This is a genomic window from Streptomonospora nanhaiensis, from assembly GCF_026642255.1.
GTDB classification, from domain to species: Bacteria; Actinomycetota; Actinomycetes; order Streptosporangiales; family Streptosporangiaceae; genus Nocardiopsis; species Nocardiopsis tropica.
On record NZ_CP113264.1, the window covers coordinates 4,548,500 to 4,561,616 of the forward strand.

At 72.9% G+C, this 13,117-nt stretch carries 10 protein-coding genes; 4 read left to right on the forward strand and 6 right to left on the reverse strand.

What is annotated here, in order from left to right:
• The first annotated feature begins 190 nt into the window (after nt 1-190).
• The gene (locus OUQ99_RS19830; RefSeq protein ID WP_267945282.1) at nt 191-883 is read left to right on the forward strand and encodes a haloacid dehalogenase type II; all 693 of its coding nucleotides are present in this window, start codon (nt 191-193) and stop codon (nt 881-883) included.
• 129 nt (nt 884-1,012) lie between these two features.
• Here OUQ99_RS19830 and OUQ99_RS19835 read toward each other — a convergent pair whose 3' ends face one another.
• From OUQ99_RS19835 to OUQ99_RS19850, 4 genes are read right to left on the reverse strand one after another with little or no spacing between them, the layout of a single operon-like run.
• On the reverse strand, nt 1,013-1,936 hold the full coding sequence (locus tag OUQ99_RS19835; protein ID WP_267945283.1) for a nucleoside hydrolase: 924 nt from the start codon (nt 1,934-1,936) through the stop codon (nt 1,013-1,015).
• A 29-nt stretch (nt 1,937-1,965) separates the two neighbouring features.
• A complete protein-coding gene (locus OUQ99_RS19840) occupies nt 1,966-2,868 on the reverse strand; it encodes a carbohydrate ABC transporter permease (RefSeq protein ID WP_267945284.1) in 903 nt (300 codons plus the stop codon).
• Nucleotides 2,869-2,871: 3 nt separating this feature from the next.
• Entirely contained in the window at nt 2,872-3,774 is a 903-nt protein-coding gene (locus tag OUQ99_RS19845) for a carbohydrate ABC transporter permease (protein ID WP_267945285.1), read from the reverse strand.
• 38 nt (nt 3,775-3,812) lie between these two features.
• A complete protein-coding gene (locus tag OUQ99_RS19850) occupies nt 3,813-5,096 on the reverse strand; it encodes a sugar ABC transporter substrate-binding protein (RefSeq protein ID WP_267945286.1) in 1,284 nt (427 codons plus the stop codon).
• 239 nt (nt 5,097-5,335) lie between these two features.
• Between OUQ99_RS19850 and OUQ99_RS19855 the strand changes: the two genes are divergently transcribed.
• A complete protein-coding gene (locus tag OUQ99_RS19855) occupies nt 5,336-6,337 on the forward strand; it encodes a LacI family DNA-binding transcriptional regulator (RefSeq protein ID WP_267945287.1) in 1,002 nt (333 codons plus the stop codon).
• A 113-nt stretch (nt 6,338-6,450) separates the two neighbouring features.
• Here OUQ99_RS19855 and OUQ99_RS19860 read toward each other — a convergent pair whose 3' ends face one another.
• Nucleotides 6,451-8,205 carry a glycoside hydrolase family 6 protein gene (locus OUQ99_RS19860; RefSeq protein WP_267945288.1) on the reverse strand — a complete coding sequence of 585 codons (1,755 nt, stop codon included), beginning with the start codon at nt 8,203-8,205 and terminating at the stop codon, nt 6,451-6,453.
• Between the two features lie 422 nt (nt 8,206-8,627).
• Nucleotides 8,628-9,413: an NRDE family protein gene (locus tag OUQ99_RS19865; RefSeq protein WP_267945289.1), complete on the reverse strand. Its 786-nt coding sequence runs from the start codon at nt 9,411-9,413 to the stop codon at nt 8,628-8,630.
• 309 nt (nt 9,414-9,722) lie between these two features.
• Here OUQ99_RS19865 and OUQ99_RS19870 point away from each other — a divergent pair, with 309 nt between their 5' ends.
• Entirely contained in the window at nt 9,723-12,311 is a 2,589-nt protein-coding gene (locus OUQ99_RS19870) for an HAD-IC family P-type ATPase (protein ID WP_267945290.1), read from the forward strand.
• A 294-nt stretch (nt 12,312-12,605) separates the two neighbouring features.
• Nucleotides 12,606-13,085, forward strand: a complete 480-nt coding sequence (locus OUQ99_RS19875) for a nucleoside deaminase (RefSeq protein ID WP_267945291.1) — start codon at nt 12,606-12,608, stop codon at nt 13,083-13,085.
• Nucleotides 13,086-13,117 lie beyond the last annotated feature (32 nt).

A 13,117-nucleotide genomic window follows, 5' to 3' on the forward strand; every position in this document is an offset into this window, starting at 1 on the left:
GGGCGGAGAACGCGAGGCCGGTCCCGGCCGGGACCGGCAGCGGACCGGCAGGTCGGACGAACGCGCCTGACACGGGGGGACCGGCGCACTATGCTCGCCCGCGAACCCGGCACAGCGCCGAACCCCGCGCCCCTCCGACGGGGCCCCGCGCGCCGGACCGCGCGGGCCGAGACGCCCAGGAGCGACCCCCTTGACACCCCACTCCGACATCGACGTGGTCGTCTTCGACATCCTCGGGACCATGGTCGACGAACCCGCCGGTCTCAGGCGCGGCCTGCGCGCACTGCTCCCGGACACCGACGAGGCCGGGGTGGGCGAGCTCGCCGCGCTGTGGCACGGACACGTCGACGAGCAGCAGCGGGAGATCCTCGCGGGCCGCCGCGCCTACGCCGACAGCACGGTGCTCGACCTGGAGGCGGCGACGCGCGTCGCGGCCCGGGCCGGTGTCGGCGACGCCGACGCGATCCGCGCCCTGGCAGCCTCCGGGCAGCGGCTGGACCCCTGGCCGGACTCCGTCCGGGCACTGGACAGGATCGCCTCCCGCTTCCCGGTGGTGGGTCTGTCGAACGCGAGCCGCGCGGCGCTCACCCGCATCGGCGCCCACGCCGGTCTGCGCTGGCACCAGGTGCTCTCGGCCGAGGAGGCGCGCAGCTACAAGCCCCGTCCCGACGTCTACCGGCTCGCGATCGCCAACGCGGGCTGCGCGCCGGAACGCCTGCTCATGGTCGCCGCCCACGCCTGGGACCTCCGGGGCGCCCAGGCGGTGGGCATGAGGACCGCCTACGTCGAACGCCCCGTCGGGGACCCGCCCGGGGCGGCGGACGCGTTCGACCTGGAGGCGAAGAGCCTCGACGACCTGGCCGCGGCCCTCGGGGCGGCCTGAGGCCGCGGCACCGGGGCCCGCGCGTGGCGCTCCCCCGCAGCACGGGGGCCCGCACCCGGGGGCCGTGGAACGCAGCGGCCCCCGGACGCGCAGGCCCCCGTCATCCCCTCCCGGGGAGCCCGGGCGGCTTCAGGCCTCTGCCGCCGCCGGCTCGCGCCCGGTTCCCGCCGCGACGATCCCCCGCACGATCTCCTCCGGGACCTCGGCCGTGTCCAGGTCCCGGACCAGGCGGGTCCGACCGCCGCCGCCGGGCCTGAAGACGCTCGCCCCGGCGTCCTCCCCCTCCGTCTCGATCAGGACCGTGCCCGGCTCGGACAGTGTGAACAGCTCCGGTCTGACCATGCTCAGGACCGCCACCGGGTCGTGGGGCACGTTCCACTGCTCGTCCCAGAACTTCCACCACTGGTCGATGTCGGCGGCCAGCGCGCCGCCGAGCGCGCCCGCGGCCCCGAGTCGGCGCAGGTGCGGCTCCAGCACCTTCACCCTGCGCGTGACCTCCAGGCCGGTGACCACGGCGCGGATGCCCGAGGAGAAGACCCGGTGCGCGGCCAGGGCGTCGCTCCGGAAGTTGTGCTCGGTCCTCTCGACGTCGTCGAACGCGCCGCCCATCACCCACAGGGTGCGCACGTTCTCCGCGAAGCCGGGATCGGCCTCCAGCGCCAGGGCGATGTTGGTCAGCGGACCGATGGCGAGGACGTCGACCTCCCCGGGCCGCTCGGCCACCGTGCGGACCAGCCACTCGACGGCGGGCCCGTCCTCGTAGGCCTCCCCGTCCAGGCCCGTGTGCAGCGACCCCTCGTGCCCCGCCCACCACACCTCGCGGCCGGAGAGCGGCTTCCCCTCCCCGGCCCGCACGGGCAGGGCGAGCCCGGCCAGGGCCCCGTAGCGCCGGGCCAGCCGCGCGCGCAGCGCGGTGTCCCCGTACACCGTCGCGACCCCGAGCAGGTCCACCCCCGGCAGTCCGAGGAGCAGGGCGAGCGCCATGGCGTCGTCCACGTCCGTTCCGATGTCGGTGTCCAGGACGACGGCGCGGGCGGTAGGGGCGGCGGGCATGGAGGAGCCTTTCGTGTGGTTCGACGGGCTCACTTGAGCCCCGAGGTCGAGACGGACTGGATGAAGTACTTCTGGAGGGAGAGGATCACGACCAGCGGCACCAGGATCAGCACCACGGACCCGGCGAACATCAGGCCGTAGTCCACGCTGAACTGGCCCTGCATGTTGGCCAGGGCGACGGGGCCGACGACGTGCTCGGCGTCCGTCCCCATGAGCAGCGGCCACACGTAGGCCTGCCACTGGAACAGGAACAGCATCAGGCCCGCCCCCATGAGCGCGGGCCTGGACAGGGGCAGGTAGATCCGCCAGAACACGCCCCACCAGCTGAGGCCGTCCAGGCGGCCGGCCTCCACCAGTTCCTCCGGGACGGCGAGGAAGAAGTTGCGCAGCATGAAGATCGCCATGCCGTTGCCGAGGCCGGGCAGGATCAGCCCGGTGAAGGTGTTCTGGAGGTTCCAGTCGCGGAACAGGTCCGCGAGCGGGATGGCGATCGCGTCGAACGGGATCAGGAAGCTGACCACGATCACCGCGAACACCGCGCCCTGGCCGCGGAACCGCAGCGCGGAGAGCCCGAACGCGGCCGTGGCGCACAGCACCAGCCCCACCACGACCGTGACCGCGCTGATGAGCAGCGAGTTGAGGATGCCCCGGCCCAGGCCCGTCCCCACCAGGGCCGTGTAGTTGTCGAGGGCCGGTGTCAGGGTCAGGAAGGTCTCCCAGCCGACCGGCGACAGGAAGCGGAACGTGTCGGCGCTCGGCCTGAGGGAGTTGGTGAGCACCCAGAGCAGCGGGACCACGAAGACGAGTCCCACCACGGCGCCCGTGGCGGTGATCAGGGCCCTCCGTGTGCGGGGGCGCCGCCGTGTCCGCCCTGCGGGGCGGTCCGCCCGGGCGGCCGGCGCCCCGGGGCCGGAGGAGGTGTTCGTCGGCATCGCTCAGTCCTCACTTCGCAGCATGCGGAACTGGACGGCGACGATCACGAGGGTGATCACCACCAGCACGACCACCTCCGCCTGGGCGCGCCCCATGTCGCCGAGCGAGTAGGCGCGGGAGTAGATGTCGTACATGAGGAGGTTCGTGGACCCCTCCGGCCCGCCCCCGGTGAGGATCTGCACGGGCGCGAAGACCAGCAGGTTGGAGACGGTGGCCGCGACCAGGACGAACGAGAGCGGCCTGCGCAGCATCGGCAGGGTGACGTTGAGGAACGCGCGCACCGGCGACGCCCCGTCCAGCTCCGCCGCCTCGTAGAGTTCGGCCGGGATGTCGTTGATCCCCGCGATGAGGAACAGCATCCAGTAGCCGACGCCGATCCACGACAGCAGGACGATGATCGAGGCCAGCGCCTGGTCGGGTGAGGTCAGGAACCCCTGAGGGGGCAGTCCGACCACCGCCAGCAGGGCGTTGGCGAGCCCGCCCTCGGGACGGAAGATCACGCTCCAGACCACGGCGGAGACCGCGGGCGGGGTGGCGATCGGCAGGATCACCAGCGCACGCCACACCTTGGAGCCGGCCATGCGGCGGCGCGTGTACAGCACCGCCAGCGCGACGGAGACCGCCACCTGCAGCGGGTTCACCACCAGGGTGAAGAGCAGGGTCACCGCCACCGCGCCGCGGAAGTCGGCGTTGGCGAACAGGTCGAGGTAGTTGCCGAGTCCGACGAAGCTCCTGCCGGACAGCAGGGACGTGTGGTGCAGGCTCTCCCAGAGGGCCGTCGCGCCGGGCAGCAGCCGCAGGAGGGTGAGCGCCACCAGCGAGGGCAGCAGGAACGCGAGCGCGACCGCCGCGGTCCCGCGCCACCACGGGCGCCGGTAGTGGCCGGGCCGGGGGCGGGCGCTCACGGCCCGCCCGCCGTCCCCGGCCCGTGTGGAGGGACCGCTCATCGCAGCGGGGCCCAGGCGTCTTCGAGCTGCTCCCCGGCCTGTTCCAGCCGGGACGCGGCGTCGGAGCCGTTGCGGATGTCCGCGAAGGCCGTGTTCATGACCTCCTCGAACTGGGCGTAGCCGACCGTGACGGGCCGCACCACCCCGGTGTTGGCCACCTCGTGGGAGATGAGGTCGGCGGCTCCGGCGCTCCGGTCGCCCGCCAGGGCGTCCATGCGCGGCAGGTACTCCTCGGCGGCCTCGGTGTTGGCCGGGATGATCGTCTGGCGCTCGGTGCTGGCGAGGTTGCCGGCGGGGTCCAGCGCCGCGTACTCCAGGAACAGGCGTGCGGCGTCCTTGGCCTGCGAGGCGGGGTTGACGCCCCAGGACCACGACCCGGAGGGGGTGACCTCCTCGCCGCCCTCGAAGTAGGGCATCGGCGCGACCGTCCAGTCCACGTCGGAGTCGGCGAACTCCCCCAGGTCCCAGGGGCCGCCGACGAAGAAGGCGACGTCCCCGCCGGAGAAGAGGGGGCTGGTCTCGAAGGTGCCGACGCCCCGCGGGGAGAGCCCGTCCTCGAAGGTCGCGCCGAACCACTCCATGGCCTCGACCCACTCGGCGTTGGCGACGTCCTGGTCGAGCATGTCCTCGCCGACGACCCCGCTCCCGCCGCCCTTGGACTCCATGAGCGGCTGGAGCTGGTAGTAGAAGTCGGTCTGCTCCAGGAGCAGGCCCCACTCGGTGCCGGCCTCCTGGGCCGCCTCGGCAGCCTCCGCGGTCTGCTCCCACGTCCAGCGCTCGGAGGGGTCGGTGCCCGGTCCCTCGATGTCGGCGGCGGCGAGGGCGTCCTGGTTGACGAACATCAGCTGCGTGGAGTTCCACACGGGCAGGGCCCAGAGCTTGTCCTGGTGGATCCCGGTGGAGTACTGGCCCTCCGTGGTGGCCTCGCGGGCGCGGTCCTCCAGGTCGGAGAGGTCTTCCAGGAGCCCCTGGGCGGCCATCCACGGCACGCGGGGCTGGTCGACCGCGTAGACGTCGATGGACTCGTCGCCCGCGGAGAGCCGCTGCTGGACCGTGCTGTTGTACTGGTCGAAGGGCACCTGGGTGTACTCGACGGTGTAGCCCTCGTGGGATGCCTCGAAGGCCTCGATGAGGGGCTCGAAGAAGGCCGGGTCCTCCGGGCCGAGGAACTGGATCGTCCCGTCCCCGCCCCCGTCACCGGAGCCCGGGGAGCAGGCCGCGATCAGTGCCAGGGATGCCGCTCCGGCGACGGACGCCAGGACTCTCTGTCGTTTTCTCATGGACGGTGACCTTTCGAGGCGGGTTCCGGCTCGCACGGCACTGCTGGGTCGCGGAGGCCTTCACCGGGAAGTCAGCGATCTATGCGCTTAGATATAAGCTAGCAAACCTCATGTGAACGGTAAATGACAAGGTCGGGGGCCCGATTCGTGACCCGGCGCCCTCCGGGCGCCCCCGCACCCGGGCCGCCCGCGGGGACGGCTACCCTCACGCTAGGGAGAACGGAAGGGACTGGTGCCGCATGGCGACAGCACGGGACGTCGCGCGACGGGCGGGTACCTCCACCGCCGTGGTCTCCTACGTGTTCAACGACGGACCGCGCGGGGTGGCCCCGGCGACCCGGCAGAAGGTCCTCGACGCGGCGGCCGAGCTCGGCTACCGGCCGAACGCGCTGGCGCGCTCCCTCTCCAGCGGCCGGACGCACTCGATCGGGCTGATCGTGCCCGACATCTGCAACCCCTACTTCGCGGAACTGGCCCGCGCCATCGAGGACGCCGCGGGGGTCCGGGGCAACCTGCTGCTCATCGCCGACTCCGCGCTCTCGGCGGAGCAGGAGCGCCGCCACACCCGCTCGCTCGTCGAGCGCCAGGTCGACTCGGTCGTGCTGGTCTCGGTGTGCGACGAACCCGACCTCGGCGAGTTCTTCGAGGCCGGCATCCCCGTCGTCGCGCTGCACCCGATCTCGGACCGCGAGCGCGCCTCGTCGATCACCATCGACTACGAGGCCGCCGCCCAGCGGGCCACCGAGCACCTCCTGGCGCACGGCTACGGGAGCATCGTGCTGCTCAACGGCCCGGTCGAGTCCACCGGGGCGCGGCAGCACCGGGCGGGCTTCGACAGGGCGGTCGCGGGCGCGGAGGGCGTGCGCGCGTGGACGATCCGCTCGGAGATCTCACGGCACGACGCCGCGGAGTCCGCCTACACGCTGCTGAGCGGGACGGACCGGCCGCGTGCCGTCTACTGCACCACCGACGAGCAGGCGTTCGGCGTCCTGTACGCGGCCCACCGGGCGGGACTGACGGTCCCCGACGACCTGGCCGTCGTGGGGTTCGACGGCACCCGCAACTGCCTGGTGTCGATCCCCGCCCTGACCACGGTGCAGCAACCCACGGAGGCCATGGCGCGGCGCGTGGTGGAGATCCTCGCGGGCCGCACCGTGAACGACGACCCCGTGCACGAGGTCCTGGGCTTCGAGTTCGTCGCACGCGCCTCCAGCGGCGGGCCGGCTCCCGGATCAGCGTGAGCCGCGCCCCGCGCGCCGCCCGGGGTTCCCGTGGCGGACGCCCGCCCGCTCGGTGAGCGGACGGGCGTCCTGTTCAGTTATCCCCCTCGGCACCTCGGAGGGGCGGGGAGGCGTCAGTTCAGCGGCGGGTAGGCGTTGTCCAGCAGCTCCTGGAACTGGGCCGAGAACCAGTGGCCCGAGATCGGGGCGTCGGCCAGCGCGCCGCTCATGTTGTACCCGTTGCGGGGGTTGCCCTCATAGGTCGGGTCGCACATGCGGTCGAAGCCCTTGCCCTCGGGGTTGGGGATGAACTCGCTGGAGCCGTCGGACTCGCCCGGGGGCTTCATCCACACATAGGCGTCGATGCCCGGCTCGGGGGAGGCCTGCGGGCGCTCGCCCAGCCCCGCGCCCGACTGGTTGCACCAGTTGCCCGACTGGATCCGCCGGTCGTAGCGGCCCCCGTCCACGTAGGCGTCCACACTGGTCTCGGGGCCGGGGCCCGTGGGGCGGTCCGGTCCGCCCCAGCCGTTGCGGGAGGTGTCGATCAGCATCCCGATGTCGGAGGCGAACCCCTGCGAGACCAGCTCCTCGCGCAGCGCCTGGGAGAAGGACAGCTCGTCGGTGAACTGGTTCCAGTCCACCCACTGCGACTGGCGCACCGGCGTTCCGGCCACCGTCTGGCCGATCGAGAAGTTGTCCTCGACCAGCGCCGAGTAGTTGGCCGTGTTCGCGATGAACCCGTGCACGTCGTCCGGCGAAGCGCCGGCGGTGTTGGCCGCCTCGTAGAACAGCGCCGCCGAGGCCGAGAAGTTGTCGGCCCAGCCGATCCACCCGTGGTGGCCCGCGTCCACGTAGTTGTAGACGTTGTCGATCGCGCCCAGCTGCGCCAGGGCGTAGCCCACGCCCTCCACGTAGTTGCCGTTGGCCAGCATCTCGTCGCACTCGGGCGTGGCCGTCTCGCGCGGGGACACGTTCGTGACCAGGTTGGGCAGCGAGTCGATCTCCACCGTCGTCACGATCCGCAGGTCCGCGTAGGCCGGGTCGGCCAGGATCTCCGCGATCGGGTCGATGTACTCGTGCTTGTAGCGGTCGATCTCGTCCGGTCCCAGCTCGCCGTTGGAGGCCAGCGCCGCGCAGTCGCGGCCGGGCAGGTTGTAGATCACCACCTGGAAGACCATCGGCTCGCCCGCGGCCTGGGCCACCGCCTCGTCCAGGTGCTCGCGCAGGCCCATCGACCCGGTGGTGGGGCTGTCGTTGCCCTCGATCGCGCTGATCTGGTCCAGCCACACACCCGTGGGCTGGTCGGAGATCGCGTCCCCGCCGGGCTCGGCGGCGGCGTTGGCCGACCAGATCGGGTTCACGTACACATCCGCGCCCTCATACGGATTGTCCACGCGGTCCCCCGGTTCCGGGTCGGGGTCCGGGTCCGGGTCGGGTCCGGGACCGGGGTCGACCGATCCGTCGCACACCACGCCGTTGAGGGTGAACTCCGACGGTGCGGCGTTGCTCCCGGAGTAGGAGGCGTTGAACCCGAAGGAGACGGTCCCGTTCGTGGAGATCGACGAGTTGTGACCGGCGGCGGTCACCGACACGTCCTGCCCCGACTGGGTGTGCGTACCGTTCCACAGGTTCGTGACCTGCTGGTTCCCGGGGAAGGACCAGTCGAGGGTCCAGCCGTTGAGGGCGGTTCCCAGGTTGGTGATCTCGACGCTCGCGGTGAAACCGGAGCCCCAGTCGTTGACCTGGTAGTCCACCTCGCAGCCCGGGGCGGCGCTCGCGGGCGTGGTGGGAAGGAGTGCCAAGGTGGTGCCGAGTACGAGGGCCGAGGCCGCGGCGAGGCCTCGTCGTGTCCGCGAGCGTGTGCTCGCGCCACGGTGGATCCTGCTCATGTCGTCTTCTTCCTCATGGAGGGGGGTGACCAAAAGGAGCTTGCGGAGTGTCGACCGGGGGTGCGGGCGACGGTTGCGTGAGGTCCGCTCAGACGTGGACGGGGACGGAGGTGCGCGGGGCATGACGACCTCGTACTGGCAGGGGCGCGGTGCGCCAGGGGATGTGGGAGCGCTCCCACACGGCAGGCGAAGAAAACCCGACCACCATGGTGCGACGCCGGGCGAGGGGTGTGGGAGGAGGGGGATGTCGGGGGATGTCAGGGGGAGGGGGATGTCGAAAGAATGTGACCCAAGTCATTTGGGAACGCTCCCATGAGAGTAGCCAGCGGCCGACCTCCTGTAAACACCCCGTTGCGGGAATCCTTCGCGGAGGTTTCGCTCCGCGGCCCGTCGCCGCCCCGGGCCGGGGCGGCGACGGCCCCTCACACCTCGACCATCCGCCACGCCCCGGCGTCGGCAGGGGCGTCCGTGAAGGCGTAGCGGACCGTCTCACGGTCCAGCGCGACCAGCGTCACCGAGCCCGTCGCCCAGATCCGCCCCTGTCCCAGATCGGCCCGCGCGACCAGGCCCGACGGATCGCCCTGGCCGTCGGCGCCCACGGAACGGGGGGTCGCGCCGGCGGCCTCGGTGATGAGGCGCGGCCACTCGCCCCAGATCTCCTCGACCCCTTTCGCGGCGGCCAGGTCCGCCGGGTCGGGCCGGGTGGCCGCGAACGCCGGCGTGTGGCGCGCCGCCCTGGGGTCGTGCGGGTCCAGGCCGGTGTTCACCACGATGCTCACCCCCGCGGGCAGCGGCCTCGTGTCCATGCACCGCCCGTCCCAGCTGTGCAGGCCGACCCTGTGGGCGTCGGCGTCCAGGAGGTGGAAGGGCGCGTACCGGGTGGGGTCCTCCCCCTGGAGCGGGTCCCGCACCGGGTGCGCGAGGGCGCGCAGCGGCAGCTCCCCCCGGCTCGCCGGGTACACGCCCTCCCAGGGCATGCTCCCGTCCCAGGGCCACCCGTTGAGCACGGCGCAGACGCGGGGGCGGGCGGGGTTCACCGCCAGCCAGGTTCCCCCCGCCGTGAGGTCGCGCCCGCCGACCAGCTCGGGCCGGTCGGGCCAGTGGCGCGCGGGCGGGTCCCAGGGCCGCAGGGACATCTCGTCCCGGAGCGCCGCGATGACGAGTGGTGTGTCGGCGCCGGGATCGAATCCGACGATGACGGTGCACATGAGGACCTCTGCTGTCTCCCCGGAGGCACGGCCCGAGAGGCCCGACCGGAGGGTGGACGGAACTGTACCCGGACTCTACGTCCGCTCGGGGCCTGCCGGGGAGGGCGGGGCGGGCGCCGGACACGGCCGCCCCCCGGACGCCTGGTGGTGCGGGTACCACCCGGCATCGGGGGGGGCAGGACGCCCGCGAGTGGTCCGGGGGTCTTCTAGGCTGTGGATCTCCTTACTCTCCGGACGTCCGTGGCCGGTGCGCCCCCTCGCGTGTTCAGGGGCCCGTCCACCCGTCTCCCGTACCACCCAGGAGTGTGCGTGCCCGTCCAACCCGAACGACCCGACGACGGTGCGGAAGGCGCCTCGGACAGGGATTCGCAGGCGGCTGCCCCGAACGTCGCCGGCGCGCGGCCCGAGCGTGCCGGGCCGGGCCTCCACGGCCCCCCGTCCGAGACCGGGCTGACCCTGGCGGAAGTCGCCGAGCGGGTCGCCACCGGCCGGACCAACGACGTCCCCGTGCGTGCCAGCCGCAGCGTCGGGCAGATCATCCGAGCCAACGTGTTCACGCGGATCAACGCGATGATCGCGGTGCTGTTCACGATCATCGCCGTGATCGGTCCCGTCCAGGACGGGCTGTTCGCGATGGTGATCCTGATCAACACGCTGATCGGCATCGTCCAGGAGCTGCGCGCCAAGCGCACCCTGGACAAGCTCGCGATCGTCAACGCCGCCCACCCCCGGGTCGTGCGCGACGGCGCGACGGTGCGCGTGACCACCCAGGAGATCGTCCTGGACGAGGTCCTCGAGGTCGGCACGGGCGACCAGATCGCGGTCGACGGCGTCGTCACCTGGGCGGGAGGGCTGGAGGTCGACGAGTCCCTGCTGACCGGCGAGGCCGATCCCGTGCTCAAGCGGCCCGGCGACACCGTGATGTCGGGCAGCTTCGTGGTGGCGGGCGCCGGGCGCTTCCGCGCCACCAAGGTGGGGCGGCACGCGTACGCGGCACGCCTGGCCGAGGAGGCGAGCCGGTTCTCGCTGGTGCACTCGGAGCTGCGGTCGGGCATCAACCGCATCCTGACCTGGATCACCTACGCGCTGTTCCCGATCGGTGCCCTGCTGATCTACAGCCAGCTGTTCATGGGCGGCCACGTCACGCTGGAGGAGCCCACGGCGGGCGGCCAGATCTCCGGCCCGCTGGCGGACGCGCTGCGCGGCATGGTGGCGGCGCTGGTGTCGATGATCCCCGAGGGGCTGATCCTGCTCACCAGCATCGCCTTCGCGGTCGGTGTGATCCGGCTGGGGAAGTACAAGTGCCTGGTGCAGGAGCTGCCCGCGATCGAGGGCCTGGCCCGCGTGGACGTGGTGTGCACCGACAAGACGGGGACGCTGACCGAGGCCGGCATGAAGCTGGCCCAGATCCGCGACCTGGGAGGGCGCGCGGTAGGCGACGACCCCTCGCCGACCCAGGTGCTGGCCGCCCTGGCGGCCTGCGACCCCGACCACAACGCGAGCATGGCCGCCATCGCGCAGGGGTTCGGGTCGAGCGGGGTGTCCGCCCCCGACTGGACCGTCATCGCGCTGGCGCCGTTCTCGTCGGCCCGCAAGTGGAGCGGGGCCGGCTTCCTCACCCCGGGCGGCGAGGAGCACTGGGTCCTGGGCGCCGCCGACGTGCTGTCCTCCCCCGACTCCCCCGCCGCGGCCGAGGCGGCACGGCTCGGCTCGCAGGGGCTCCGGGTGCTGCTGCTGGCCCGCGCCTCCGCCCGGGTGGACTCCGACGACGCCCCCGGCGAGGTGGCCCCGGTCGCGCTGGTGGTCCTGGACCAGAAGGTGCGCGAGGACGCCGGGGCCACCCTCGACTACTTCGCCGGCCAGGGCGTCGACGTCAAGATCGTCTCCGGCGACCACGCGGCCTCGGTCGGCGCGGTGGGCCGCGAGCTGGGCCTGCCCGGCGCGGAGGACCCGGTGGACGCCCGCTCCCTGTCCGCCGACGCGGACGAGCTGGCCCGCGAGGTCGAGAGGCGCTCGGCGTTCGGCCGGGTGACCCCCGAGCGCAAGCGCGACATGGTGCGCGGGCTGAAGGACCGCGGGCACACGGTGGCGATGACCGGCGACGGCGTCAACGACGTGCTGGCCCTGAAGGAGGCCGACATCGGGGTGGCGATGGGCTCCGGCAGCCCGGCGTCGCGCTCGGTGGCGCAGCTGGTCCTGCTGGACAACCGCTTCGCGGTGCTGCCGCGCGTGGTGGCCGAGGGCCGCCGGGTCATCGGCAACATCGAGCGTGTGGCCAGCCTGTTCCTGACCAAGACCGTGTACACGATGACGCTGGCGATCATCGTCGGGCTGCTGGCGGTCGCGTACCCGTTCTTCCCCCGGCACGCGACGCTGATCAACGCGGTGACCTTCGGCATCCCGTCGTTCTTCCTGGCCCTGGCGCCCAACACCGACATCGCCAAGCCGGGGTTCGTGATGCGCACGCTGCGGCTCGCCATCCCCTCGGGGATGGTGGCCGGTTTCGCGGCGGTGACGACCTACCTGCTGGTGCTGGGCGGGCGGACCGTCCCGGACCCGGCGGACCGCACGGCGGTGGTGATCACGCTGTGCGCGACCACCCTGTGGGTCCTGCTGCTGGTGGCCAAGCCGTACGTGTGGTGGAAGGTCCTGATGGTGGGCTCCATGGTCGGCCTGCTGACACTGGCCATGGTGACGCCGCTGGGCCAGTGGTTCTTCGACCTGGACGTGAGCGACCCGGCCAAGGTCCTCACCGGTCTGGCCGTGGCCGGGGTGGCGATCGTGGCGATCACGGTGATCCGGGTGGTGGACGACCGGTGGATAGCCCGCTCCGAGGCCCGCGCCGCCGAGGAGGCGGCCCGTGAGGAGGACGGGCACCGGGAGGCCTCCATGGTCTAGGGGACCGCACCGGCCCCCGACGGCCGCGCCGGACGTGCTCCGGCGCGGCCGTCCGCGTGTGCGGACCCGGTCGGGCCGGCCCCTGCCCGACCCTCAGCGGTGGGGTTCGGCCCGCTCCGCGGCGATGGCGCCGTGGGCGGTGCGGGCGCGGTCCGGGAAGGAGGGTTCGGCCGCGGACGCTGACCCCGGCCTGGCCCCGGGACGCCTCCCGCAGGGGGTTCGCCGTCCGGGCCGCCCCGGCGGTACCGTGGCGCGGACCGCGGCCGGGGGCCGCGGCGCGAGGAGAGGGAGGGCATGGTGGACGACACCGACCTGCGGCACCTGAGGCGTGCGGTCGAACTGGCCGCGGAGGCGCTGGCCGCGGGGGACGAGCCGTTCGGATCACTGCTGGTCGCGGCAGACGGGACCGTGCTGTTCGAGGACCACAACCACGTCGCGGGCGGCGACGGCACCCAGCACCCGGAGTTCGCGATCGCCCGGTGGTCGACGACCCGCATGACCCCGGCCGAGCGCGCGGCGGCGACCGTGTACACCTCCGGGGAGCACTGCGCCATGTGCTCGGCGGCGCACGGCTGGGCGGGCCTCGGCCGGATCGTGTACGCGAGTTCCTCGGCGCAGCTGGTCTCCTGGCTGGAGGAGTGGGGGGTGCCCGCGGGACCCGTGCGCGCGCTGCCCGTCAACGACGTCGTGCCCGGGGTCGAGGTGGAGGGCCCCGTGGAGGCGCTCGCCGAGGAGGTGCGCGCGCTCCAGGCGCACTTCCACGACCGGGACTGACGACCGGGGGCCGGACGTGACGAGGCCCGCCG